Consider the following 26,042-nt stretch of genomic DNA (forward strand, 5'->3'; position numbering starts at 1 on the left):
TTGTTTTATAAAGACTATGCAACCCTTGATATATAAAGGTTTTAACAAAAAAATAGTAGTGTTTACTTGACACTACGGAATTATAATAAGGGGTGACATTATGAAAAAGATATTGATTCCGGTTGACGGCTCTGTAGCATCTGAAAAAGCAGCGAAAAAGGCAGTTGAAATCGGCAAGTTAATAAATGCGGAGCTTACTTTCGTAACAGTTGTTAACACTCCCACAGAGGATAAATATTCATACTTCGGAATGAATGTAGAGCATGCTTTTATCGCAAATTGTGAGGAAATGCTTAAAAATCTCATACGGGAAGAAACCAAAATGCTTGATATACTTGTAAGAAATCTGAATTGCGATGATTTAATGACGACAAAAAGAGTGGTGGTTGGAAAGCCTTCTGTTGAAATATTAAAAATTGCTACTGATGAAAAATTTGATTTAATCGTAATGGGAAGACGAGGGTTGTCAAATATGGAAAGAATTTTTATCGGTTCTATAACTCAAAAAGTAATTTCACAAGCACCGTGCCCTGTAATGGTTGTGAACGGATAGGAAAGTATGCCGGTAGAACAAAATGTTCTATCGGCTTTTTTCTATGTGCAATCTTAAGAAATTATATAACAGTATATAGCCAAACAAAAATAGGAATAGTTATTAATGATATTAAATGTGTGGTAACTACTATTTTTGATCCGAATATAATATCTCCTCCATATTTTTGTGCAAGTATCGGCATCAGAACCGCAACCGGTAAAGAAGCGTATATAACATAAACTTGCTCAATCATTATATCAAATTCAAAAAACTTTAATATTAAAATCATAAGTAATGGAGAAATTATTAATCTGAAAAAAGTTGCAATATATGCTTCCTCCCTGTATATGCCCTGTCATGGCTGTAATGATTTAAGCTTAAAGGGACTGTATAGAAAACAGTCCCTTTATATTTTACAGTGTTAGCACTTTCGACACTGTCATTCTGAGGGCTTTGCCCAAAGAATCTCATCTTTTGTACAACGAGATCCCTCGCTTTGCTCGGGATAAGCGACCGACACCAAATCAAAGATTAGGGTCGTCCCAGTCTCATTCACCAATGTTTTATCTCCCTTTGGTCGCAAACGTTGGGAATTCATTGCGAATGACCTACCTACCATTTCTCGGAAACCAATTCGGGGACATTCCTCTAAAGCTTTCTGCATAGATTGTCTTTACTTTAGAGGTGTGTCCCCATACATCTGACAAATGGGGTTAGGGCATCTCACTTACTTAGCTTTCATGGAATGTATGGCTTGCTTTTTAACGGCTAATACCGCTTCCTTTAATCCTTCAGAAACAGTAGGATGTGGATGAATAGTTTCAATGAGCTCATCTACTGTGACTTCTAAATTGATACCAAGAGAAAATTCTGAAATCATTTCAGTCGCCCTCGGTCCATAAATTGAAATACCTATTATTTCATCATACTTTTTATCGGTTACAACTTTAATGAAGGTATTTTCAACATCACCTGTAATTAATGTTTTCCCGTTATTAACCAACGGAAACATACCTGTTTCGTAGTCAATGCCGCGATTCTTGGCTTCGTCCTCTGTAATTCCCACATATGCTACTTCTGGTTTGGTATATAGACATCCGGGGACAATGTCATAGTTTATGGTTTTATTACTTCCAAGCAGCATATTTTCAACCGCAACTATGCCTTGTTCTTCTGCAACGTGAGCCAGCATAATCTTACCCGTTACATCTCCCACCGCATATATATTTTTAACATTTGTTTTCATGTTGCTGTCAATGTTTATGAAGCCTCTGTTGCTTACAGCTATTTTTGCGTTCTCTGTTTGAAGTCCTGTTGTCACAGGTTTTCTTCCTGTTGAAATTAACACATTATCTCCGTATGCAAATTTGTCTTCTCCGTTTAGCTCATACTTAACACAAAGCCTGCCATCCTTTTTTTCTATTCCGACAACCTTTGCTGAGGTTTGTATTTGTATTCCTGACTTCTCCATATTTGCAGCCAACATTGCAGCCACATCTGAATCTATAGACTGACCTAATTTAGGCATCATTTCAATCATGGTTACTTTTGTTCCAAAGGAGCTGTATACACTGGCAAACTCGATACCTATGACACCGCCACCTATAATAACCACTTCTTCCGGTAATTTTTCTGAGCAAAGAGCTTTTGTACTGTCTATTACCCCTTCTAAGTCTGACCCCTTTATAGGTGGAATCATAGGCTCGGAGCCTGTTGCTATCACAAAATATTCGCTGTTTATAACCTCTTCTTTCCCGTCTGACAATCTTACCTTTATACTTTTATTGTCAAGGAAGCTTGCTTCTCCTCTTATTAATGTTATATTATTGGATTTAAGAAGCATTTCAACTCCCTTAACAAGCTTGTTTATTATGCTTACCCTTCTCGTTTGTAATTTCTGCCAATTTACTTTGGGTTTGTTTTCTAATTCTAATCCTAATTCATCGGCATGCTTTAATTCTTCATATAGCTCTGCAGTATGAAGCAATACCTTTGTAGGGATACATCCAACATTAAGGCAAGTGCCTCCAAGATCTGCTCTTTCTATTAATGCAACCCTTGCGCCTAATTGTGCCGCTCTTATTGCAGAAACATAGCCTCCTATACCTCCGCCGATTACTGTTACCTTATAATCATTTGCTGACATATATTGCTCCTTCCCTATTATTTAAATTCCTCAAATAACTTTTCGAATTCGGCAATATCTTCGCTTATGTGATACACATGTTTGTCTTCAGGAAATTTAACATTTCTTACGTCATCACAATATTCCTTTATAGCACTGATAGTTATCTCTGCCAGATTCGCATATTTCTTTACAAATTTAGGAGTGAATGCCTGAAACAATCCCAACATATCCCCGCAAATAATTAATTGTCCGTCACATGATGCACCGGCACCGATAGAATATACAGGAATAGTTAATTTTTTAGTTATATATTCCGTTACTTCCGGCGGAACTGCTTCTAATAAAAGAAACTTTGCTCCGGCTTCCTCTATTGCTATAGCATCTAATATTAATTCTCTGGCACTTTCCACTGTTCTGCCCTGTGCTTTAAATCCGCCAAGAACCCCTGAGCTTTGAGGAGTTAAGCCAATGTGTCCGCAAACAACTATACCTGCATCCGTAATAGCTCTTATACGTGAACACATTCTTCTTCCACCCTCAAGCTTAACAGCATCAACATCAGCTTCTTTTAAAAATCTGCCTGCATTTTCAACTGCTGATTCGTCTGATATCTGGTATGACATAAACGGCATGTCACCTACTATCATTGTATTTTTAGCACCCCTTCTTACTGCCTGACAATGTGATATACAATCATCCATTGTAACAGGTATGGTACCTTCATATCCCAATACAACCATTCCCAAGGAATCACCGACAAGTATCATGTCAATTCCTGCTTGTTCAGCAAATGAAGCAATAGGAAAATCATATGCTGTAATCCATGTTAGCTTTTCACCCTTTTTCTTCATAGATTGCAAGTCAAGAATACTTTTTTTCCTCATTATATTCACCTCATAATAATTAAATTTAAAGTACTCCTTCTTAAAAATATTTAATAACATCTGTTTATTTTAAGAAGGAGAAATGTAATACGGTGATTGATATTTAATCAATCAACAAATATGGATTTTCTATAAATTCCTTTATTTCGCTCAGGAATTTAGCTGATAATGCACCGTCCACCAAGCTATGATCTGTCGTCAGACTTAAATTCATCATAGGTCTTACAACCACTCGTTTATCAATTGCTACAGGCTTATCAACTATTCTGTTTATTCCCAAAATGGCAACCTCAGGTCTGTTGATAATAGGTGTAAATGAATCCATTCCAAACATACCGATATTTGTAATCGTGAATGTTCCATTAAATAAATCATCAGGATTCAGCTTGTTGGTTCTTGCATTTTCTATCAATCTTTCCGTTTCTTCTGCTATCTCCTTAAGGGTCATTGTTTCCAGACCTTTAACATTAGGTACCATCAATCCCTTTTCAACATCTACTGCTACACCAAGATTTACATAGTTATGATATGTTATGGTATCATCCTCTAAGCTTGCATTAAGATGTCTGTACTTCATCAGAAGCTTGCCAAGTACCTTCATTATCATATGATTATACGTTAATTTCAATCCTTCTGCTGCATATATCGGTTTAAGCTTTTCTCTTAATCTGATAAATTCTGTCATATCTACTTCCATGTTAAATGTTACCATAGGAGTAGCAATCCAATTTGCTCTCATTCTCTCTGAGATGATTTTTCTCATACCGACAGCTTTTTCAGTCTCTGTAGGCTGATCATATGCTGATTTTTCAGATTTTGTTGCATATCCCGCAACATCTGATTTCTTAATTCTGTCATTCTTTTCAATTGCGGACAAATCTATATTATTTTCAGAAGCCATCTTCTTAGCTGCAGGCGTAGCCTTTATTCTCGGCTTATCATTTTGATATCTCTCAACATCTTTTGCCAATATAACTCCGCTATAGCCTGTCGCTTCAACTTCCGATAAATCTATACCTTTTTCATAGGATAATTTCTTAGCATAAGGTGTAGCAAGAATGTAGTCAGAATTTTCTTTTGTATTCTTTATTTCATTAACTTCCACATCTGATATATACGATGTATCCGCAACTTTTTCCTCTTCTTTATTGCCTAAGTTCTTCCCTATTATCCCGGAGATATCCTCATTTTTATCAGCAATAACACCTATAAGCGCCTTAACAGGCACGGTTTCACCTGCTTGTACAACTATCTTTCTTACTATTCCCTCTGTATCTGCAATAATTTCATTGGTAAGCTTATCTGTTTCTACCTCAAATAACTTATCCCCTACTTTTACATTATTTCCTTCTTCAACAAACCACTTGGTGACAGTTCCTTCTGCCATCGTAAGTCCTAATTTGGGCATTAATATTTCTCTTGCCATATTCATCCTCCTTCACAGCTTTAATTAAAATAAATCCTTTAACCCTTTTGCAATTTTTTCTGAATTTAATCTATAAGCATTTTCTAATGGTGGTGAAAATGGTACCGGAGTAAATGGCGCCCCAAATCTCTTAATTGGTGCATCTAAGTACTCTACTGCTTCTTCTGCTACGTATGCAGCAATTTCAGAGCCAACGCCCCCTTGTTTTACCGCCTCATGTATAATGGCTAATCTATGAGTTTTCTTTACCGATTCTAATATTGTTTCCTTGTCATAAGGCACTATCGTTCTAAGGTCAATAATTTCAGCATTAATTCCGTCCTTGGCTAATAAATCAGCAACTTCATAAGCTTTTTTCATTGCTATTGAATAAGAAACTATAGTGATATCCGAACCTTCTTTTGCTACCTTAGCTTTTCCTATAGGAACGAAATATTCACCATCAGGAACCGGTCCTTTTTCCTTATATAATATTTTATTTTCAAAATATATTACAGGATTGTTATCTCTTATTGCTGATTTTAATAATCCTTTAGCATCTGCAGGATTTGATGGTGTAACTACCATAAGCCCCGGGATATTCATAAACCATGCTTCAATGCTCTGTGAATGCTGTGCTGCTGCACTCAAAGACAATCCGTCAGGTGCTCTTATAACCATTGGAACTGTAGTCTGCCCTCCAAACATATATCTGATTTTAGCCATTTGATTAAATACCTCATCCATGGCAACACCTAAAAAGTCTGCATAGTGCATATCCGCTACAGGTCTTAATCCTGCCAGCGCAGCTCCTACTGATGCTCCGATAATTGCTGTTTCAGATATTGGAGTATCCATAATTCTTTCGCCGAATTCAGCAGGCAAACCTTTGAATTGTCCAAAAATTCCACCTTGTCTTACTATATCTTCCCCCATTACAATTATGTCTTCATCTAACCTCATTTCTTCTGCCATTGCTTCTAATGTTGCTTGTGAAAATGTAATCTCTCTCATTTTTCTACCTCCTACACATATAAGTCATCAAATATTTCTGACGGATCCGGGTACTCACTGTTTAGTGCGAAATTTAATGCTTCTTTAATTTCTATTTCAACTTTTTCTCTTATTTTCTTTAGCTGTTCTTCAGTCATTAATTTTTCTGACAAAACTTCTTCTTCAAATCTTGTTATTGGATTATTATTTACATATATTTCATTAACTTCTTCTTTTGTTCTATACATTTCGGGATCACCTACAAAGTGACCTTTAATTCTATACGTCTTAGCTTCTAAGAAGAACGGACCGTTACCAGCTTTAACATATTCCAATGCTTCCTTGAAGCCTTCATACACTGCAAAAATATCATTGCCATCAACAATTTTACTCGGCATATTATATCCCTGTGCTCTTATCGATATGTCCTCTACTGCTGTTGTAGTTCTATATGGAGTTGTTGATGCCCATTGGTTATTTTCACAAACGAATATTACTGGTAATTTCCACGCAGATGCCATGTTTAATGCTTCATGGAATGTTCCTCTGTTTGATGAACCATCACCGAAAAAAGCGACCGAAACATTAGTTCTTTTTTTCACCTTAATAGCTAATGCAGCACCTGTAGCTAAATTGAATCCTCCGCCTACTACTCCGTTTGCTCCCAGCATTCCTACTGAAAAATCAGCAATATGCATTGAGCCTCCCTTGCCCTTGCAAGAACCTGTCTTCTTTCCAAATATCTCGGCCATAACCTGATTCAAATCTGCACCCTTTGCAATTGTATGTCCGTGACCTCTATGTGTACTTGCTATATAATCTTCATCTGTTAAGCTCGTGCAAACACCTGATGCAATTGCTTCTTCACCTATGTATAGATGCACAAATCCCGGTATTTCTCCATCTAAGAAATACCTCTCAACTGTTTCTTCAAATCTTCTGATTTTCATCATTTTGTAGTAAAATGTTTCTAATAATTCCTTGTTATACTTTACCATTCTCATGTTCTGCTCCTTTAAATATATTTACATTTCCATGTACTTAATGATTCATTATTAAACTATTTGAAAAAATATATCCGGTTTCCTCGTAATGCTTCATGTATAAGACCGATTACAAAGGTTGGATTCTCTCCCTTGAAGAAGTACCCTCCATATGCTATTTCTTGCTGCAAACAAGCATATGGAGATGAACTGAATTTTCAAGAATAACTGCTAAATTTACATCAGTCCGGGAAGCCAAAGAGTTATTGCCGGCACAAAAGTTGTCAACATCAATGTTATTAATCCAACTGCAAAATACGGCAGCATTGAAATAACTGCCTTCTCAAATTTTGACCCGGCCATCTGAGAACCGAGTAACAGGCATATTCCAACCGGAGGAGTCAATAGTCCCAAGCATAAGTTAACTGTCATAAGAACTCCGAATGTTATTGGTGACATGCCAAGTTGTGTTACTATTGGAACTAATATTGGAATTAAAATTATAACGGCTGCATTTGCTTCCATTAAGCAGCCAACTATAAGCAATATAATATTAACTAGCATTAATATTAAGAATGCATTGTCTGTTATCCCCAGTATTGCATTAGCAACCATTGTTGGCAAATTAATAACTGTTATTACCCATGCTAATATTTTTGATGTTGCCAGAATTAACATAATAGTTGAAGCAGAAACCGCAGCCTCTCCAAGTATTTTTGGCAAATCTTTAAGGGTAAAGCCTTTATATACAAACAATCCTATTATAAAAGCATATACTACTGATACAACTGCTGCTTCCGTAGGTGTAAATGTTCCCGAAAAAATTCCTCCCAATATTATAACCGGCATCATCAACGCCCAGAAGCCCTCCTTAACTGCATCAAACTTTTCTTTAAAGCTCGTTTTTCCTTCTCTGGGATAATTATTTTTCCTTGCCTGATATACAGCAATTAATATAAAGGCAAAAGTCATAAAAATTCCGGGAACAGCCGATGCTAGAAATAATGAGCTGATTGAAAGCTGAAGCGATGAACCATAGACTATTAAAGTTATACTTGGAGGAATTATAGGACCAACTATAGATGCCGAAGATGCAACACCTGCTGCATAATGATCAGGGTATCCTTGTTTTATCATAGCCGGGATAGTTATCCCCCCAATAGCTGCTACAGTAGCAACCGCAGATCCTGATATAGCTGCAAAGAAAGCAGATGCAACTATTGTTATAATCGGAAGACTGCCCGGCAGGTTTCCTAGAAATGCATTTGCAACTCTTATAATTCTTTTATTTAAGCCTCCCCCATTCATCAATTCTCCTGATAGTATGAAGAAAGGAATAGCTAATAAAGGAAAAGAATCAATACCACCAAACAACTTTTGCGGCACTACCACTAGCGGATATCCTTCGGCTATTATGGTTACAAGTGAAGAAATTCCTAGTGAAAATGCTATTGGTATGCCTATGATTGCAAAAACTAATATTAAAATTATTAATATAATTCCCATGCTATACCTCCTTAATGTTTCTACTCTTAATATCGTTGATAATTATCTCTATTGTAAATAGCAACATTAAAAATCCGCCTACCGGAACCGAGGCATACATATACGCCATAGGAATTCTCAATCCAGAAGATAATTGTTTAAAAGTTATACTGACAAGGTTGACACCATAAATTATAATTACCAATAAAAAGCCTATAATCAATGCTTTTGTAATAATTGAATTTATAGTCTTCATAGTCTTGGGCATACGCTTCACCACAAAATCAACATCCATATTTCTACCGCGTCTTGTAGCTACAGCTGAACCAAGCATAGACATCCAGATTAATGTATATCTTGTCAATTCTTCAGCCCACGGATTACCGCTTTCAAATATAAATCTCAAAACAATCTGGTAAAAAAATGCTATTACCATAACAGTAAATAATATTGCCAATATCCACAAAATAATTTTTTCTAGTTTATCGAGAACTATTTTCATTTCTTTTAGTAATACAAAGATATTTCTCCCGTATTATTGCCTCCTTCTGATAAAATTTTCAAAAATACTTATTCACAGAAATGTGAATAAGTATTTTGCAATTTTTTACTTTATCTTGATGCGTGTACTTCTTCAACTAAACCAGCTAAATTAGGAAATTCTTTTGCAAAATCAGCAAGTTTTTCTTGGAATCCGCTTAAATCCGGTCTTAAAACTTCCATTCCTTTCTCCGCCATAAGCTCAATTGTTTCAGCTTCAAGATCTTCTACAAGCTTTGTTCTGAAATCTCCAGCTTCTTTTGCAGCTTCTCTGAAAATCTTTTGTTGCTCTTCCGGGAGACCATTAAAATATTTGTCATTGAATATGAATACATCTGTACTAAACACATGGTTAGTTAATACCAAATATTTGCACACATCATAGAATGCATTACCATAGCTATACATTATAGGATTTTCTTGTGCATCAACTGTACCTTGCTGCAATCCGGTATATATTTCTGAAGGATCCATAGGCAACGGTGATGCTCCCAAATATTCCCAAGTTTTTATGTACATTTGTATCCCCGGTGCTCTAATTTTTACCCCTCTGAGATCATCAGCACTTTCAATCTTTTTGTTCGATGTTACAATTCTGGCACCTCTGTTTGAAGGTCCCATCAGTACAAAATTACCTTCTTCAGCAACAGCATCCATTATCTTTTGACCTACTTCACCGTTAAGCATTACTCTTTTATAGTGGTCATAATCATCATATAAATATGGATATGCATCTATACTTGCTGTAGGGCTGTATGCTTCTAAAGTTCCTATACTTTCACAAACAATCTGCACAATATTTGGCTCAAGTCCTTCAATAGTATCTCTCCATGATCCTAAAGTTCCGCCTGAATAAACTTCAACTTTCATTGTTCCATTTGATTTCTGATCAACTAATTTTGCAAACTCCTGTAATGATTGATCCCTCTCATCTCCTAATGCACTACCATTCGCTAATTTAAAGACAGAAACCTCATCGCTTTTAGATCCACAACCAACGACAGATGCTGCAGCCAACACGACTACTAATACTAAAGCTAATAATTTAGATTTTTTCATTTTTTCCTCCATAAAATTTTATAAATAAGTTTTAAATTGTACTAAGAAATTTTAGTGATAAGAGAATCCTCCGTCTACCATGTAAAGAGATGCTGTAATAAATTGTGCATCATCCGATGCCAAAAATACAACAAGCTCCGCAAGCTTACTTGGATCTCCTGCTGTTTTTAAAAGAAAACTATTCTTTAGTTCTTCAATTTGTTCTGCGCCCATGTTAGCCTCAATAAGAGGTGTAACGTGAAGAGATGGGGCTATTGCATTACAGTATATTCCATATGGTGCGCATTCTTTTGCAACAGCTTTTGTAAATCCTATTACACCTGCTTTGGCAGTTGCATAAGCTGCCTTTCCAAGTAATCCACCACCTCTTAATCCGGCAACTGATGAAAAATTAACTATTTTACCGTATTTATTTTCAACCATATTTTCTATAACAGCTTTTGTACAGTTAAACATACTGGTCATATTTAAATCTATCAATCTATCCCATTTTTCATCATCCAATTCTCTTAGCCCAAGAGCAATATCTCTGCCCCCACCTGCACAATTGATTAAAATATCAACTCTACCAAAATCCTGAATTACCTGAAGTCCTATTTCCTGCACTTCTTTGTAATCCGTAATGTTTGTTTTATATCCTTTAGCTTTTACACCATAACTTGAAAGCTTTTCTTCCATTTCTTTTAAACCCGCCTCATTTACATCCCACAATGCAACATTTGCACCATTTTCTGCAAACTTTATAGCTACTGCGGCACCTATTCCTCCGGCAGATCCTGTAATAACAGCGATTTTATCTTTTAATCTCATTTTTTTCTCCTGTTTTATTATAAGATTTTTTAACTAAACCCTCCTTCGTTATTTTTTATAATGCAAACTTTATGCCAACATAATACAAAATTTGCGAATGCATGTCATAGTAACATAATATTAAAATTATTTATAATCTATATAAACACAAAAATATAAACAGTGCTAAAATATTGAGCAATCAATTGCTCAATATTTTAGCACTGTTTAATAATTACACACTAATATTTACATTTGATAATTATATATATCCAAATTATATTTTTTTACTTTGTTATATATCGTGTTTCTTGTAACTTTAAGCATGTTTGCTGCCGTAGTAATATTTCCGTTCGATACTATAAGAGCTTGTTTAATTGCTCTTTCTTCTAAAACCTCTAATGGAACAATATCATTTTCATTTGATGAGTTCATACAACTATGTTGATTTATGCTATTATCTTGATAAAACAAATCACTATTTATCTCTTTTTCAGTAATCATATTACCCTCGCAAATATTAACAGCTCTTTCCAGCACATTTTCTAACTCTCTTACATTTCCGGGCCAATCATATTTAATTAACAAATCCAATGCATCCGAAGAGATGCCTAAAATAGTTTTATCCAAACGATAGCTATATTTATTTATAAAATATTCAGCTAATATAGGTATGTCTGATTTTCGTTCTCTCATGGATGGAATTTTAACATTCAATACGTTAATCCTATAGTATAAATCCCTTCTGAAAAGTCCTTGGTCGCATAGCTTAATCAGGTCTTTATTCGTAGCAGCAATAATTTTAACATCTACATTAAAAACATTGTAGCCTCCAACCCGTGTAACCTTTTTATCCTGAAGCACTCTCAACAGCTTAACCTGCATATCAAGCGGCATCTCTCCTATTTCATCTAAAAATATTGTACCACCTTCAGCAAGCTCAAATTTACCTGTTCTCCCCTTTGTGGATGCTCCTGTAAAGGAGCCGGCCTCATAACCAAACAATTCCGATTCTAATAATTCTCTTGGTATAGCACCACAATTAATCGTTACAAATGGTTGATCTCTCCTATCGCTATGACTATGTATCGAATGTGCAATTAACTCCTTACCTGTACCACTTTCACCTGTTATTAAAACATTGGATGTGCTGTTTGCAGCAATCTTTGCTATTTTTATACACTTCTTAAGATTAGTGCTGTTTCCTATTATATCATCAAATCTAAAGTTAGAATACGCACCCGTCATCTCATTTATAAGTTTTTGTACTCTCTTAATCTTTCTGAATGTGTCAACCACATTTACTATATTTCCATCATCATCCTTTACCGGAACAGCCGTCTTTATAAAATGAGTCTTTACACCTGTCCTATCGGAAACTATAATTTCTTTGTCAACGTAGCCTTGTCCCGTTTTCAAAACATTTAAAATCACCGGTTTAAAATCCACCAATTCCGAAACGTGCTTTCCCATTGATGTTTCTCTTTCAAACCCCAAAATTTCTGCTCCAACTTGATTGATATACTCCAAGCGACCCTCTTTATCAATTATGAGCAATCCATCTGTAATGGAATTCATAATGGCGCTCTGCATCTTGTACCTCAAGCTTAACTCTTTGTTGCTATTGTTAGATTCGTATCCTAATCCTATTATCTTAGCAATTGACTCAATTATACTGAGTGAATCATTGTTGTTTCTGCCTTTTGACACTACCGAAAGAGTTGCAATTATCTCATTGTTATAATAAATCGGTGCACTCATTGATAAAAGATTATGATAACAATCACAATAATGATCATCTCCAATTAAACATATAGATTTATTTTCAATAATCGAAGTACTTATTGAGGTATTACCGTTATACTCCTCACTAAATCGTCCACCCAAACAAAAATAAGCATTATCTAACCTTTTATTTGAATGAGGTTGTATTTCATCAACAATATATCCTTCCTTATTCACTAAAGCTATTAATAAATAATCGTTAAGAAGCTTTTCCACCTGTTCCATAAATGGATGTGCAGTTTTTATTAAATCTTTGTGTTTCGCTAATAAATTACTTAAGTCAGATTCAGATATATCGTTAAAACATAGATCGCTTTGTCTGTTTGTATTCAGATGTTCACATCTTTCCCATCCATTTAACACATAATCATGTTTTTGAATCACAAATGATATCATAATCGTACCTCCCTGGAACCATATGTTAACGTTTGATTTTGAATTATATTACATTAATCAATAAATGTCAAATTTTTACACCCATTATCTTAATTTATATAACATTTTTATTTTATTTACGTACGTTAATTAAACAAACATTTCATAAATTCGTCTTTGGAAATTCTTCCTAAATAATCCTCAACCGTAACATCTGATAGAGCATCAATCACTTCACTTTCATTATATCTGAGCCCATTTATTTTTTGTTCTAATTCATGTATATCGCCTTTTCCGAAAAAATCTCCGTAAATTTTACAGTTTTCTATGATGCCGTTTTCAACCTGTAATCTTGCTTCAACACAACCGCCTGCAAATCTGTTGTATCCGCTATAATTAAATTTAGGTGATTTGCCGTAATTCCACTCCCATGTACCATATCTTTCATCGACCATTTTTTGAATGTTATTTTTGTCATCTTCAGATAATTCATATATTTCTAAAGGTTGATCAAAATATTCAAATATATTTTTTAATAAAACCTGTTTAAATTGCAAGACATCAATATCATCCTTAACGTACGGCTTGATGTTGGTAACCCGGCTGGAAACTGATTTAACTCCCTTTGATTCTATTTTATCCCTCTTTACATTTAATGCCTTCGACAATGTATCTAATTTGGAATCAAAAAGCAAGGTTCCATGATTTAAAACTCTGCCTTTATTCACACTTTGAGCTATTCCGGAAAATTTCTTTCCATCAATTACAATGTCGTTTCTCCCAGACAATTCACAATTAACTCCCAGCTTTTCCAATGCTTTAATTATGGGAACGTTATATGTTTTAAAATCAATTAAATTGCTTTCTGTTTTAGTTATAAATGAAAAATTCAAATTTCCCAAATCATGATAAACTGCACCTCCGCCGGTTACCCTTCTGACTACATTTATATTATTTTCCTTAACATAATCCATATTAATTTCTTCAACCGTATTTTGATTTTTCCCTACGATTATAGAAGGTCCGTTTCTCCACAATAAAACAATATCTTCATCTAAATTTTTAAAAATATATTCTTCAAATGCTAAATTATAATGTGGATCAATAGAATTGTTTTCAATAAATTTCATTTTTTAGCTCCTCTTTTTACAACTGTATTTTAATATGTGCCCACTTTTCACCTATCGGTATAGCCTCCGTACCAAAATTTAATTTAATGGATTTTTTGAAAATTGGACCGTCATAAACAACGGTATGGTATTCTCCATTTTCACCGCAAGCGTCTGCTCCGCAATTTTCTATTTCTTTAATCAGTGATAAGCTTAAATCTTGTCCCAGAAATTTTGTATCTAATGATGTAATGTCAACTACCGCTATCTTTGCTTTAAAGCCAAGATTTATAAATTCTTTAACTATATCTCTCCTGTTAATTTTCCAAAGAGGAAGCAATGCGGTAATCGAAGCCTTTTCACATACTTTTTCTTCCCACTGTCTATGCTCCTCCAAATCTATATCACCAAATATCCCATAGTTTATACCCTGTTTTTTAAATAATTTGATATACGATACAAATACATTTTCATAATCATTAAACTCAGCTCTTCCTATTATACTTTCTACACCTATTGCTTCTGCCTGAGCACGAAATATGTTTTCATCCAACCTATGTGCCGAACTGATTCCGCTTTCCAAGCTAAACATTGTCAGGAGCTTTCGAGGTTCATATCCCGACTCTATCGCCCTATATAAAGCTAAGCAGGAATCCTTCCCTCCGCTCCATGAAACGAAACATTTTTTATTCAACAGTTCACTCCTTAAAATGAAAATAAATTACTATATTATATAACATATCGTCCGTTTTTTCAAGATTTTACTTTTTTTGTTTCTTGTTTTGTTCTTTTTAATTATTGTGCGATTATTGTTGAAATAAGTATTATTTTGGTGATATAATCAAGATACAATCAGGACATATTTCTATGAGGGCACAGCATGAAAAAAATTACATTAATTTTATTAATAATTGCATTTTTATTTCTAAACACGGTTACAAGCTATTCATACGCAACAGTAAATACCATAGAAACAACCACTACCGAAGAAGCTCAGATAAATCAATTTAGGGTTCTGACCGTCAAAATAGTTAATATTTTAAATAATATGCTGGATACAAGGTATGTGCCTTCGGAAAAAGCTATAAAAATATTATCTGTCGGAAATTCTTTTTCACAGGATTCGGTTTATTACCTGTATGAAATTGCTAAGGCGGCTGATGTAAATATAATAGTTGGAAATTTGTATAACAGCGGATGTTCCTTAGAAAGACACCTTAAATATGCAAACAGCGATGAAAAAGCATATACATATTATAAATGGAACTCAAAGGGAATGAGAGAATACAAAAACAAAACTATGAAGGACGCAATATTGGATGAGGATTGGGACTATATTACACTACAGCAGGCTTCGGGCGAATCGGGCGTATACGATACATTTCAGCCATATCTTGATGAATTAATAGATTATATAAAAGAACTTTCAACTAATACTGATTTAAAGCTTGCATTTAATATGACATGGGCTTATGCAAGCAAAAGCCCAAACAATAACTTTAGTTATTATAAAAGAAATCAGATTACAATGTACAATTCAATTGTAGATGCCTATAAGCAAGCATCGGATGAAACTGGAATAGATATAATTATCCCATGTGGAACAGCTATACAAAATGCAAGAAATAATAAATATTTGAAAACATCAGCAAATGAATTAACAAGCGACGGTTACCATTTAGGATATGGATTAGGACGATATATAGCCGGATTAACCTTTTTTCAGACAATAATTGTCGATAATGAAAAGATAGATATAAGCTTATCCAAGGATGTTGCGTTTTTCCCCGATACTAAGGATTGCACCGAGGAATTAGCTTCCTTGGCAAAAAAGGCGGCATTAAATGCAGTCAAAAAACCATTCGAAATTACGAAATAGCTTATGATATAATCGAGTAGGAGATAATAAATTAATTTAATTATCGTCCTCTCACCCACCGTACATACCGTTCGGTATACGGTGGTTCAATATAATTAACATTTTGATCGCTGTACTGCCCGGGCAGGCATACCCCCTCTGAGAATACGCTCATAACGTGCAGGAGTATCAACTAAAAACTGGAACATAACACAAAAAATGAACAGTTCGGAAGAAGTGTTCATTTTTTGGATATAAATAAGCCGGACTGTCAGTAAAATTAACCAAAGAAATCCAGTGTTAGATGCCGTAATTCGGACAATGTTACAGATTAAAGGATAGTTCGCGTCCGTCAGCGATTGCATTTACAAGTTTTCCGACTGAATTGGCGTCGCCGATTACATGAATTGGAATTGAAAGTTCTTTCAATTCTTCAGCAAGCGTGTTGGCAGGCTGAGTGCCCATTGCCACAATAATCGTATCGATGCCCTCCAGAACAGTCTCTTTATCAGTCTTGACATAAGATACAGTATTTGACTGTATGGAGGATACTTTTGCATTGGTAACAATATCAATAGGTTTATTTTTGATACGACTCATCAAATAATCCCTGTTAGCAGTATAATCGCCAGCGTCAATATTATCCTGCATTTCAATAAGCGTAATTTTTCTGCCGCCTAGTGTATTATAATTATGGCGATCAGATATAAATTCAGCTGTTTCACAGCCCACAGAACCACCGCCGATAATGAGAACATTCAGACCGGGATGAGCGTTGCCTTTAATGATATCCCATGCGGAGACCACATTCGGGTGTCCGGATTTGGTGATCCACCTCGGCATAAGGGGGGTTCCGCCGCTAGCAACAATAATTTCGTCGGGTCTTAAAACCTTTACTGTCTCAAGATTTGCTTCAGTATCCAATCGAATATCGACATTGGTCTTTTTAAGCTGCCTTATCATGTATTTAAGTCCGTGAGAAAGCTCTTGCTTGACAGGGGGAAAACTGGCGAGCCTGAATTGACCGCCCAACACAGATGCCTTTTCAAGCAAGGTGACATTATGTCCTCGTTTTGCAGCAGTGGTGGCAGCCTCAATCCCTGCAGGACCTCCACCGATAACAACAATATTTTTCTTTGTAGTTGCTTCTTCGATATGTTTGAGCTTATCCTTTGCGATGCTCGGATTCATTGTACATTGCATAGTAGATTCCAATTCCGCTGAAGTAAGGCAGGTCAGGCAGCCGATACAAGGACAGACGTCATCAAACCTTCCTTCGAAGGATTTTTTGACGAATTCAGGGTCGCAGATGAGAGCTCTTCCAATATAGACGAAATCCACATTTCCCTGTTCGATCAACATGTCCGCCATCCACGGCTCTTTGATTCGACCGACGATGCCGATTGGAATATTAACCGCTTTTTTGATAATATCTGTGTAAACCGCATTCAGTGCACGTGGTTTGCCCGTTGGCGGAAGTAATGTTCCTACATCATACAATGTGCCGTTAGAAAAGTGGATATAATCTACACTTGCCGACTCTAGTAATCGGGCGATATAAGCCGTATCATAGACGGTGTTGCCGCCTTCTTCGCATTCATCTGCTGATAATCGGACACTGATGGGGAAATCTTCGCCTACGCCCTTGCGCATTGCTTCGATAACTTCAACGAGGAAACGAGTCCTACCAATGATATCCCCACCGTATTCATCTGTTCTGTGATTGACAAGTGGAGAAAGGAAAGAACCAAGAAGCGCATGACCATGGGCACAGTGAATTTCGACAGCGTCACACCCCGCAGCTTTTGCACGCTTTGCAGCAGCCACATATTTCCCAATATAGCGTTGTATATCCTCTTGTGTCATCTCCGTAGGCGTTTCCATTGGGTTCCAAACATGTGCAATTGGTGACGAACTCAAAGGCATTCTGCCTTCGTTGTCTTTGGAATTTGCGAAAGGACCACCTTGGATAAGCTGCACGGAGAGCTTTGTACCATGCTGATGAAGTGCATCTGCAAGTTTTTTAAACCCGGTAATTTGAAGGTCATCATAAATACCCAAAATGGTAGAGTCGTATAGATGTTCCCCATCGACCTCTGCCGCTTCTGTCGTAATAAGACCGACGCCGCCACGGGCCATGGCCTCATAATACTGGATAATTTCATCGCTCATTTCATGGGTGTTTGTAATGTAATTTGTCTTCATAGGCGGTAAAAACACCCTGTTTTTAACCGTCATTCCACGGAAAGTGATTGGTTTTGATAGGTTTTCATAGTTACTCATAGATATAGTCCTTTCAAATGAATTTACCGAGGTAATGATATGTCTTACCACGGTAAAGCTATAGTAGCACAGGTTCTGTACTTTGTCAATAAATTAATGATCTATTTCTTTTGTTATAATGCTATGATATAATAACCTCACCTGCCGGCAAAAGATCAGAGAAAAAAGGGAGTGCACTTATGGAACAAAATATAAAACAACGAATCACTGATACAGCATATGAACTGTTTCAAGAACAGGGATATGATAATACATCGGTAAAAAATATTTGTGAAGCATGTGGAATAAGCAAACCGACATTCTATTATTATTTAAAATCTAAAGAAGAATTGCTTTCTTGTTTTTTTAACCAACTTACCGACGAGCTCGCGACACATATGATGGATATGGTCGTAGCTGAAAACTATTGGGAACAAATATGGGCAGGTTTTAAAACCCTTATGATACGATCCAAGGGATTCGGCCAGGATCTCTACGCTCAGCTCTTTATTTCAAACCTCAAGGAAAACAAGGGTACCTTTGATGTTAACGAGTCGCTGATGCATACAATGGTTATCTTGGTTGAACGTGCACAAAAATCAGGACAGATTCGCAATCAAACGCCAGCGGAAGATCTTTACCGAGATTCTATTTACCTTAATATAGGCTATGGCGTACGGTGGTGTATTGAAAAAGGTTCTTTTGACCTTCTCAGTGAATTCCGTGCTGCTCTGGAAAATATGTATGATATTGCACCGGAATTTAGAGACGGTAGGTCGAAATAGGTCAAGAAGATAGAACATACAAGAGCAATACACTTATATTATAAAAAGAAAAGCTCTTGAGAAGATTACAAATGTTAAAAACTCTGTTTTTAAAGCAGAAAAGTTTAAATTTGAAAATGACGATGAAGTGATAAAACGGTTGTATGGATTAGAATAAAAATATACCGACAAAAACATCAGAGATGTCTTTTAAAACAAATCATCTCTGATGTCTATAACAAAAAGTTATAATAGGTCGTAGTATTAATGTAATTTCTATCGGCTTTAGTGACTTTGAAATTTTCTTTTGTTATTTAAATTTTTATCTGCTTGCTTCGAAGGCTTTCAAAAGCTTTACGAACAACTCAGGAACTTTCATCATAGTTTCCGGAGCTTCAACATATGAGATACGGAACTGAGTACTTCCCGGATTGCTTTGTCCTTTTGCAATATCATAGAAGCCCTTCATCGGAGCAACCAATAATGTTGTTTGAACTCCGTCTATTTCAACAGCACCCTCTCCTGCGCAGTAAAGCACGAAATCAATAGCATCAAATCCTGGTTTAACAACATTTCTTACGTCTATAACCGTATATATTGATGCATCAGGGCTTGATATAATTAAGCCCGGTTCTAAATCTTTTAATCCCTTGCTTACTTTTTTAATTGTATCTCCGTAATAATCACGAAGTTCTTTACACCAGCTCGCAATTTGCTCTTTGCTTTCATGTGCTAAAGCTCCAAATATATATTGTCCGATAGCATTTGCACATAAATTTGCTGTATATTCAGCCGCACAACGGTTATTGAATTCCGCACTGTCAGTAACTACCGCACCGATTCTTAATCCGCAGGCATTCCATACCTTTGAAGCTGTTTCAATGCTTATTCTTCTTCCTTCGATACCAGGCACATCTTTGTCTGTAATGCCCCAAATACTTACTAATTCGCTGCCTTCAACATAATATAATTCACGATAAGCTTCATCACTTACCATCCATAGATTGTATTTTACACATAATTCAGCAAGTGCTTTAAGGGTTTCTTTATCATATAATTGTCCTGTCGGATTGTCATATGGTATAACAAGTAATGCTCCGGGATTATTAGCTTTTATAACTTCTTCTATCTTATTAAGTTCAGGTAAGCTGAATTTACCATCTTCATTCAAGTGACGTTTTACTGTAACAGTCTTACGTCCTACTCTTTCAGCAAATGAAATATAGTTTGTATATGCCGGATCTATCATCATTAATGGTTTTTCATCTGTTCCCGCAGGTCCGCAAACTCCCATTATTAACAATTCCATACCTGTTGATCCGCCATCTGTTACCGTAACATGTAAATTACTTGTATCAAAGCCTTCGCACTTAAGAATGTTCTTGAATGCTTCTTGAGTTTCATCAAATCCACCTGTAGCTGTATACCTTATAACACCTTTATTAAACGGACTTTCAGGTGCATCCAAGTTGAACATTCTGTTCATCATAGCAGGGTTTGTCGGAAGAGAAACATTGCCTATACCTATATTGATAACTGCTTCAGGTTTAACTTTACGTTCTGCGTATTTCATCTGTGCCAATCTAACATCTGATGGCACTCTTGACTCAAAATGTGCTGACATAATTGGTTTGCTCATAAAAAAAACCTCCAAAATTTTATAATTTGAATTCTAATAGTATTATTATGTAAAATTTTTTATATCTTAAACACATTATATAAAAATAAAAAGCATTTGTCCATAGATACTATTACAATAATTATGTTAAAAATGCAATATATCGTATAGCAAATATCATTTAGTTGAATTAAGGTTAAAAAAACGCATAATGATTATTCTACCTAATGCACTTTATTACAATAAAGTTATATTCTCAGCACTAACACCACAATATTTATCTAATGCATCTTATTTTTAACGAATTTCATTTTTAAATGCTTCTATCTCTCAAAACGGTATATTTGCAGATTAAGCCACCTTTGTACACGATCAAATAAATGTGGTTGAATTTGAGGGTAGGTTAGATTTTCAGGCAAATAATCAAACAGCACAAGCTCTGCCATTTCATAATCAGGAAGTTCTGATAATTCTTTTATATCAGCAAAAAACAGGTATCCTCCAGTCCATAGTACTGCCTTATCAACATTTTGAATTATAATATTTCACAAGTTATATCCTTCTATCCAATATACGTTAAAATGCGTTTTCAATTTTACAAAACGCATTTTAACACATTTACTTTAATTAAGTTTTCTTCTTCCTAAAAACTCTGTACCAATGGTAATCATCATTTAACTAACATTGTATCATTTCTTGAAAGAAGATACACACAATACTGGTTCATACTGATACCTTCTCTCTTAGAGTTTTCTGCAAGAGTTCTATGAAGGCTACGGGGAATACGTAATTTAAACTGTCCCGAATAATCTCCAAGACTATCCGGTTCTTGAATATCAATCCCTTCTTCCAGTGCTGCTTCAATCCATGCTTTTTTCGCATCAATCGCATTCGCAACCGCTGCTTCTACTGTCTCACCAGAAGTAATACAACCCGGAAGATCTGGATAGGAAACTATAAATCCGCCTTCAACTTTATCTTCTACAATCTCCATACGATAGGACATTGCCATATAATCATTAAGTTTCTTCATTATTTTTCGCCTCACTTTCTACAATATGCTTTACCATCTCAACATATATCTTCTTAATCGGCTCATGCTTTGGTACAGTTATAGGTTGGCAGCCCGACTTGCGAAATGTGTAATGGCTGCTTCCACTTCTTGGAGCCTTCATCTCATATCCATAGTTCTCCATCACTTTACACAATTCCTTAAATCGGAGGTCCTTTGATAATGAGCAAATTTTTATTAATAGTTTATCCCATTTTGACATCTTAAATACCTCCTAATTATATTATATTTGGTGTCATATTTGGTGTCAATATGTTTTTATATTATCTCAATATTTGTCTCAATTCTTTTAGGTCTCATATTATTTAGCATTGTAATTCAATTTTACTATCATTTTTAACCGGTAATATTATTTTTCATCTTGACATTCTTTAACATTATATTTGTAAGCATAGCGATATCTTCTTTTTGCTGTAATATCACTGTTTTAGGAAAAGATATCAATATTTATTTTGCACGGCTTTCTCTATGGATTAAATTTTTTTCACATCATCTAAAAATACACACAAATGTGGATTATAAGAATTTTCTACTACACTTACATTATAATTCACTCCCAAAACATTATTGTCCATAGAGTTGTTCGTATTTCTAACAAAATATGTAATTCCATCATTGTAATAAGTTTATCCAATAAAAGGAATAATATCTCCTATCATATTAGCTAATATCAGTCAAGAAAAACTCTTCCAATTCCATCTTATCAAAGGAGCTGCATTATATATTTTTTATTTATCAAGATATTTCAAAACATTTTTTATCTGTTTTTTTTCAATATTTTTTACGAAATTTTCCATGTATTCATAATGAATTTTACCATCTAATACGGGAAGCATAATTTTTTGCCTTTTCAATCTTCCTGTCCCCATTTTATATCCATAGCCATACTTCTCTCTCTGCCTTGTGATTGCGTAAGTTATAAAAAGGGAAGTATATTTATTTCTTTTAATAGGCTTTAATTTCCTAGTATCATTTCCATAAAGGGCTTCATATGAATGATAAAATGAATATCCTACTGAACCATTACGGTTTACAGATATACATTCAGATTCTTTTGTAGTATTTTCATTATCAACAAAATATCCGATACCATTATTGCTAGCGGTCGCTGTAATATATGGTGTATTTCCATCTATTCGTTCTCGTTCGTAAATATCCTTACCCGATACAATTTCTGCTGTTTCTTCTATAAAAAACTCTCCCCACTCTACATCTGTAAGCACTTCTGGACTAATCACCAAATCAAGCAATATATCCTTATAGTAATCTTTTAGTCTTTGCCTTTGCTTTTCTTCTCTTTCCCTGATAAATTTTTCCATGAAGTGCCAATTGGGATTACCATCCTCATTTATAGGCAATACTATTTTTGTACGATTTAACCTTGTTAAAGTCGCCCCATTTCCACCCCAATTAAACTTTTTCATTTGAATTTTAATGAGCGGAATGATAAACATAGCATTATTTCTATTTAAATTTGAGTTTCGTAATACTTGAATATTTTGACCGGTAAAAAAAGCATTTCTTTGGTAAAATACTGTTTGCGTATCTAAACCAATAGTTATAACATTACCCTCATCTTTTTTATACTTTTTGTTTTGTTCATCAGTAATAAACAGATTAATACCGTTATCTATTTCGCTTCTCGTAATATAAGGAGTATCTCCAGTAATAACATTCAACTTATTTTTGTCAATTCCGCTTCGTGTTGCCGTAATATTGAAAAGACCTTCATCTCCTCCAATAAAAAATTCTCTCCAATCGACGTCTTCTAAATTACATCTATACATAGTCGATACCATCCTCTGCTACTTTTAAAATTTCTTTTTCAATCAATTCATCCTCTTTAATTCCAAACAAGTATCCTCTGCCATGTGTAATCATATTTACCTCAAAGGTAAGATAATCAGCAATTATCTTTTCAAAATCTTCTTCCTTTGGGATTTCATCATTAAAATAATAGAAAGAATGTAACCATTCGTCTGTATCTTCTACTGTTGTTGAAACACAAAACTTTGTAGGTGCTTCTATTTCATCATTCCACACATCTAAAAGATGTCTCTTTTTATCCTTTGCACTTCCATCGTCAATGAGACCTATATGTTTACTTACAATATATCCGTCATTTTCAAAGTTTATAAACTTAGCCTTCTTCATTTTGTAATGTGGAATGCCTGCTGTAAAGATACCGATACAAGGATTAGTACCAACACCATAAAAAGTATTCTTGTTAAGCGTTATAACCCCTTCAAGAGTATGTTTTTTTAGAATTTTAGTTTTCAAATTCTGCTCATCTTTAGTTTTTCCAGTAAAGGTTGATTGCGGAACAATAACTGCAACCTTTGCTCCCTCAACTAAACTTTCTAACAAGTGATTAACAAAGTTTATCTCATATAATTCAGGATTTTGTTTTGAGCCTTGAGAGTATGGCGGATTCATCATTCCCACCGTACAACCCTTTAATTGTAATTTGCTTGGATTTTGTACTAAAAAATCTTGGTTTTCTAAATTACTTTTGCCATCACCACGAAGAATCATATTTGTAGTAGCTATGGTAAACATATAATCCTGTAATTCAATTCCAAAAAGCTGGTTTTTTCGTATATCTAACTTTTGTGCTTCATCATCAGTTTTAGAAAGCATTTGATTCATAGCAGCAATTAAGAAACCTGCTGTCCCACAACATGGATCTAAAACTCTATCCGTTGGCTTAACATCTAAAAGTTCACAAAATAAATCCGTAATATGTCTTGGTGTAAGTATGATCCCTAGAGATTGGCCATCACCACCAGAATAAGACATAAATTCACCATAAAATCTACCTATGTAGTCCTCTGTAGATGAACTATATTTAATATTAGTAAAAATACTGTTATATAAAACCTCTGTAAAATATTTTAATGGTGTTTTTCCTAAGTTAGTATTTATTTCATTTATTTTGTTATTGTCCTTAATAATGTTGAATTGATTAAGAAGTTTATCTCTCTTAACTTCAGGGCTAACATTTGCTCTTTTTAAATTATCTTCTATAGCTTTATAAATTTTCGTTCCGTCAGTTCTGATTTTATCCCCATTCAAATCTAATATATCAAAGTTTTTATGTTCAATCTCTGATAACGCAAGAAGTATTCCTGAAACAATGAGAGGTTTATTCTTATCTTCTAAGTTACCATAATTTCTTAAGTCTTCATGTAATGAGCGAGCAACTTTTAAAAGTTCCTCTGTCTTTAGTTCTTCATTTGTCTTTACCTTTAGAACTTCTCTTTCATAGTATTCTGTGATGTTTTCTTCACTGAAAGAGATAAAAGTTTCTACATTTTCAAGTTCTTCATAATCTCCACGCTCATTAATAAAAACAGGTGAAATTATATGATTTTTTTCATTCCCACTAACACCTATAGCAATAATCTTTTTATAACTTGTCTTTGCTGCAAGGTGCTTTCCATAAAATAATGCTCCGTTTACAGCATAGTCTGTGATAGATTTTATATCTTCAGCAATCAAATCCCTTTCATCGCGTAAAATATGCTTATTTAAATTCGCTTTATCTTCTATAACAATAAGAAAATCTTTTACTACACCTACATACTCAGGAAAGCCTACATTCCCTGTGCCTTTCTTCGAAGCGGAAGATAGAGCTTCATCTATTTCTTTAACATTACTTCCTTGTGCAAAAAACTTATTTTGTACTCCAATTTCCTTGAGCATGTCATATACCCAAAGATCTGTCATAATTTCTTTTTTAGCCATTGTTTTTATCCTCCATATAATTTCTATTCTCTAAAGCAATCTCCTCTAATAAACAAGATAATTTATTTATCTGTGATTCCGTTAGTTTGTACTTATTTTTTCTAATAGCACCAAAAACACCTTCATTGTCAATTAAAAAATCACAAATGTCTGGTGGCGGTGTTCCTCTAATTGCCGAATAAAAACTATCCATAATATTTATCTCTTCTTTATTAGGTTTAAGTACTCGTATAATCTTTGTATAAATATCAGGACTAGGAGCATTTACGCCATCTTCTATGTATTTTAAGTTTGAATTAGGTATATCAATTTCTCTAGCCAATCCTCTCTGGCTCATCCTTCTATTGCTACGAATAGTTTTTATTAGCATCCCTAACTCGGATTTTAATTTTATTTTTTCTTCATCAGATCGAACCAAAATGCTCCTCCTTTCATATTTTTGTTATATGTTCTGTAACATATAACATTATACACTAAAAAATATTTCTTTGCACTATTTTTAGAAAAAAAACTGATGCAATTTAACATCAGCCTATACTTATCTTTCTTTTTCTGTTTTTTAGTTTCCTTATCTTTACCAATCATGTCTCTATACACTTACCCCATCGGATATTGATTCTTATATTTGACTTGTGTACACTCTCTTTGCAT

The 26,042-nt window shown here is 34.7% G+C and carries 23 protein-coding genes; 3 read left to right on the forward strand and 20 right to left on the reverse strand.

Features of this window, described 5'->3' with window-relative positions:
• Positions 1–100 precede the first annotated feature (100 nt).
• On the forward strand, positions 101–553 hold the full coding sequence (locus HZF24_RS16495) for a universal stress protein (RefSeq protein ID WP_179239469.1): 453 nt from the start codon (positions 101–103) through the stop codon (positions 551–553).
• Between the two features lie 61 nt (positions 554–614).
• Here the strand turns inward: HZF24_RS16495 and HZF24_RS16500 are convergent, their stop codons facing one another.
• The 13 genes from HZF24_RS16500 to HZF24_RS16560 all read right to left on the reverse strand — a co-directional run bounded on the left by HZF24_RS16500 (position 615) and on the right by HZF24_RS16560 (position 14,764).
• Positions 615–884 carry an AEC family transporter gene (locus tag HZF24_RS16500; RefSeq protein ID WP_322790755.1) on the reverse strand — a complete coding sequence of 90 codons (270 nt, stop codon included), beginning with the start codon at positions 882–884 and terminating at the stop codon, positions 615–617.
• A 378-nt stretch (positions 885–1,262) separates the two neighbouring features.
• Entirely contained in the window at positions 1,263–2,681 is a 1,419-nt protein-coding gene (gene lpdA, locus HZF24_RS16505; RefSeq protein ID WP_179239470.1) for a dihydrolipoyl dehydrogenase, read from the reverse strand.
• Positions 2,682–2,698: 17 nt separating this feature from the next.
• On the reverse strand, positions 2,699–3,547 hold the full coding sequence (gene panB, locus HZF24_RS16510) for a 3-methyl-2-oxobutanoate hydroxymethyltransferase (RefSeq protein WP_179239471.1): 849 nt from the start codon (positions 3,545–3,547) through the stop codon (positions 2,699–2,701).
• 103 nt (positions 3,548–3,650) lie between these two features.
• Complete coding sequence (locus HZF24_RS16515; protein WP_179239472.1) at positions 3,651–4,973, reverse strand: dihydrolipoamide acetyltransferase family protein; 1,323 nt, start codon at positions 4,971–4,973, stop codon at positions 3,651–3,653.
• A gap of 24 nt (positions 4,974–4,997) precedes the next feature.
• Complete coding sequence (locus HZF24_RS16520) at positions 4,998–5,966, reverse strand: alpha-ketoacid dehydrogenase subunit beta (RefSeq protein ID WP_179239473.1); 969 nt, start codon at positions 5,964–5,966, stop codon at positions 4,998–5,000.
• A gap of 11 nt (positions 5,967–5,977) precedes the next feature.
• Positions 5,978–6,943 (reverse strand): thiamine pyrophosphate-dependent dehydrogenase E1 component subunit alpha, encoded by a 966-nt coding sequence (locus HZF24_RS16525; protein WP_179239502.1) that lies wholly within the window; start codon positions 6,941–6,943, stop codon positions 5,978–5,980.
• Between the two features lie 222 nt (positions 6,944–7,165).
• The gene (locus HZF24_RS16530; protein ID WP_179239474.1) at positions 7,166–8,434 is read right to left on the reverse strand and encodes a TRAP transporter large permease; all 1,269 of its coding nucleotides are present in this window, start codon (positions 8,432–8,434) and stop codon (positions 7,166–7,168) included.
• A 1-nt stretch (position 8,435) separates the two neighbouring features.
• Positions 8,436–8,915: a TRAP transporter small permease gene (locus tag HZF24_RS16535; protein WP_179239475.1), complete on the reverse strand. Its 480-nt coding sequence runs from the start codon at positions 8,913–8,915 to the stop codon at positions 8,436–8,438.
• A 110-nt stretch (positions 8,916–9,025) separates the two neighbouring features.
• Positions 9,026–10,012 (reverse strand): TRAP transporter substrate-binding protein, encoded by a 987-nt coding sequence (locus tag HZF24_RS16540; RefSeq protein WP_179239476.1) that lies wholly within the window; start codon positions 10,010–10,012, stop codon positions 9,026–9,028.
• A gap of 51 nt (positions 10,013–10,063) precedes the next feature.
• Complete coding sequence (locus tag HZF24_RS16545) at positions 10,064–10,822, reverse strand: SDR family NAD(P)-dependent oxidoreductase (RefSeq protein ID WP_179239477.1); 759 nt, start codon at positions 10,820–10,822, stop codon at positions 10,064–10,066.
• A 228-nt stretch (positions 10,823–11,050) separates the two neighbouring features.
• The gene (locus tag HZF24_RS16550) at positions 11,051–12,982 is read right to left on the reverse strand and encodes a sigma 54-interacting transcriptional regulator (protein ID WP_179239478.1); all 1,932 of its coding nucleotides are present in this window, start codon (positions 12,980–12,982) and stop codon (positions 11,051–11,053) included.
• A gap of 125 nt (positions 12,983–13,107) precedes the next feature.
• Positions 13,108–14,091 carry a lipoate--protein ligase gene (locus HZF24_RS16555; protein ID WP_179239479.1) on the reverse strand — a complete coding sequence of 328 codons (984 nt, stop codon included), beginning with the start codon at positions 14,089–14,091 and terminating at the stop codon, positions 13,108–13,110.
• Between the two features lie 16 nt (positions 14,092–14,107).
• Entirely contained in the window at positions 14,108–14,764 is a 657-nt protein-coding gene (locus HZF24_RS16560) for a Dph6-related ATP pyrophosphatase (protein ID WP_179239480.1), read from the reverse strand.
• 186 nt (positions 14,765–14,950) lie between these two features.
• On the opposite strand from HZF24_RS16560, the gene HZF24_RS16565 reads away from it, so the two are divergent.
• The gene (locus HZF24_RS16565) at positions 14,951–15,949 is read left to right on the forward strand and encodes a DUF4886 domain-containing protein (RefSeq protein WP_179239481.1); all 999 of its coding nucleotides are present in this window, start codon (positions 14,951–14,953) and stop codon (positions 15,947–15,949) included.
• A gap of 303 nt (positions 15,950–16,252) precedes the next feature.
• Here the strand turns inward: HZF24_RS16565 and HZF24_RS16570 are convergent, their stop codons facing one another.
• Positions 16,253–18,211 carry an oxidoreductase gene (locus HZF24_RS16570; protein WP_179239482.1) on the reverse strand — a complete coding sequence of 653 codons (1,959 nt, stop codon included), beginning with the start codon at positions 18,209–18,211 and terminating at the stop codon, positions 16,253–16,255.
• Positions 18,212–18,390: 179 nt separating this feature from the next.
• On the opposite strand from HZF24_RS16570, the gene HZF24_RS16575 reads away from it, so the two are divergent.
• Positions 18,391–18,975 (forward strand): TetR/AcrR family transcriptional regulator, encoded by a 585-nt coding sequence (locus HZF24_RS16575; protein WP_179239483.1) that lies wholly within the window; start codon positions 18,391–18,393, stop codon positions 18,973–18,975.
• 301 nt (positions 18,976–19,276) lie between these two features.
• On the opposite strand, the gene HZF24_RS16580 is transcribed toward HZF24_RS16575, so the two are convergent.
• The 6 genes from HZF24_RS16580 to HZF24_RS16605 form a co-directional block, all read right to left on the reverse strand.
• Complete coding sequence (locus tag HZF24_RS16580) at positions 19,277–20,593, reverse strand: pyridoxal phosphate-dependent aminotransferase (protein WP_179239484.1); 1,317 nt, start codon at positions 20,591–20,593, stop codon at positions 19,277–19,279.
• Positions 20,594–21,242: 649 nt separating this feature from the next.
• Positions 21,243–21,605 (reverse strand): type II toxin-antitoxin system HicB family antitoxin, encoded by a 363-nt coding sequence (locus HZF24_RS16585; RefSeq protein WP_179239485.1) that lies wholly within the window; start codon positions 21,603–21,605, stop codon positions 21,243–21,245.
• On the reverse strand, positions 21,592–21,846 hold the full coding sequence (locus HZF24_RS16590) for a type II toxin-antitoxin system HicA family toxin (RefSeq protein WP_179239486.1): 255 nt from the start codon (positions 21,844–21,846) through the stop codon (positions 21,592–21,594). Before HZF24_RS16590 ends, HZF24_RS16585 begins: the two co-directional genes overlap by 14 nt.
• A 526-nt stretch (positions 21,847–22,372) precedes the next feature.
• On the reverse strand, positions 22,373–23,431 hold the full coding sequence (locus HZF24_RS16595; RefSeq protein WP_179239487.1) for a restriction endonuclease subunit S: 1,059 nt from the start codon (positions 23,429–23,431) through the stop codon (positions 22,373–22,375).
• Entirely contained in the window at positions 23,424–25,391 is a 1,968-nt protein-coding gene (locus tag HZF24_RS16600; RefSeq protein ID WP_179239488.1) for an HsdM family class I SAM-dependent methyltransferase, read from the reverse strand. Before HZF24_RS16600 ends, HZF24_RS16595 begins: the two co-directional genes overlap by 8 nt.
• Entirely contained in the window at positions 25,384–25,809 is a 426-nt protein-coding gene (locus tag HZF24_RS16605; protein WP_179239489.1) for a helix-turn-helix domain-containing protein, read from the reverse strand. The genes HZF24_RS16600 and HZF24_RS16605 overlap by 8 nt, the downstream gene beginning before the upstream one ends.
• Positions 25,810–26,042: the final 233 nt, after the last annotated feature.

Origin of the sequence: Sedimentibacter hydroxybenzoicus DSM 7310 (assembly GCF_013403245.1) — a bacterium.
Lineage (GTDB): Bacteria > Bacillota > Clostridia > Tissierellales > Sedimentibacteraceae > Sedimentibacter > Sedimentibacter hydroxybenzoicus.

What these genes read in the sequence shown, in the direction of transcription:
- HZF24_RS16495 (WP_179239469.1), top strand. Translation starts at nt 101, where the DNA reads ATGAAAAAGATATTGATTCCGGTTGACGGCTCTGTAGCATCTGAAAAA.
- lpdA (WP_179239470.1), bottom strand. Translation starts at nt 2,681, where the DNA reads ATGTCAGCAAATGATTATAAGGTAACAGTAATCGGCGGAGGTATAGGA.
- panB (WP_179239471.1), bottom strand. Translation starts at nt 3,547, where the DNA reads ATGAGGAAAAAAAGTATTCTTGACTTGCAATCTATGAAGAAAAAGGGT.
- HZF24_RS16515 (WP_179239472.1), bottom strand. Translation starts at nt 4,973, where the DNA reads ATGGCAAGAGAAATATTAATGCCCAAATTAGGACTTACGATGGCAGAA.
- HZF24_RS16520 (WP_179239473.1), bottom strand. Translation starts at nt 5,966, where the DNA reads ATGAGAGAGATTACATTTTCACAAGCAACATTAGAAGCAATGGCAGAA.
- HZF24_RS16525 (WP_179239502.1), bottom strand. Translation starts at nt 6,943, where the DNA reads ATGGTAAAGTATAACAAGGAATTATTAGAAACATTTTACTACAAAATG.
- HZF24_RS16530 (WP_179239474.1), bottom strand. Translation starts at nt 8,434, where the DNA reads ATGGGAATTATATTAATAATTTTAATATTAGTTTTTGCAATCATAGGC.
- HZF24_RS16535 (WP_179239475.1), bottom strand. Translation starts at nt 8,915, where the DNA reads ATGAAAATAGTTCTCGATAAACTAGAAAAAATTATTTTGTGGATATTG.
- HZF24_RS16540 (WP_179239476.1), bottom strand. Translation starts at nt 10,012, where the DNA reads ATGAAAAAATCTAAATTATTAGCTTTAGTATTAGTAGTCGTGTTGGCT.
- HZF24_RS16545 (WP_179239477.1), bottom strand. Translation starts at nt 10,822, where the DNA reads ATGAGATTAAAAGATAAAATCGCTGTTATTACAGGATCTGCCGGAGGA.
- HZF24_RS16550 (WP_179239478.1), bottom strand. Translation starts at nt 12,982, where the DNA reads ATGATATCATTTGTGATTCAAAAACATGATTATGTGTTAAATGGATGG.
- HZF24_RS16555 (WP_179239479.1), bottom strand. Translation starts at nt 14,091, where the DNA reads ATGAAATTTATTGAAAACAATTCTATTGATCCACATTATAATTTAGCA.
- HZF24_RS16565 (WP_179239481.1), top strand. Translation starts at nt 14,951, where the DNA reads ATGAAAAAAATTACATTAATTTTATTAATAATTGCATTTTTATTTCTA.
- HZF24_RS16570 (WP_179239482.1), bottom strand. Translation starts at nt 18,211, where the DNA reads ATGAGTAACTATGAAAACCTATCAAAACCAATCACTTTCCGTGGAATG.
- HZF24_RS16575 (WP_179239483.1), top strand. Translation starts at nt 18,391, where the DNA reads ATGGAACAAAATATAAAACAACGAATCACTGATACAGCATATGAACTG.
- HZF24_RS16580 (WP_179239484.1), bottom strand. Translation starts at nt 20,593, where the DNA reads ATGAGCAAACCAATTATGTCAGCACATTTTGAGTCAAGAGTGCCATCA.
- HZF24_RS16585 (WP_179239485.1), bottom strand. Translation starts at nt 21,605, where the DNA reads ATGAAGAAACTTAATGATTATATGGCAATGTCCTATCGTATGGAGATT.
- HZF24_RS16590 (WP_179239486.1), bottom strand. Translation starts at nt 21,846, where the DNA reads ATGTCAAAATGGGATAAACTATTAATAAAAATTTGCTCATTATCAAAG.
- HZF24_RS16595 (WP_179239487.1), bottom strand. Translation starts at nt 23,431, where the DNA reads ATGTATAGATGTAATTTAGAAGACGTCGATTGGAGAGAATTTTTTATT.
- HZF24_RS16600 (WP_179239488.1), bottom strand. Translation starts at nt 25,391, where the DNA reads ATGGCTAAAAAAGAAATTATGACAGATCTTTGGGTATATGACATGCTC.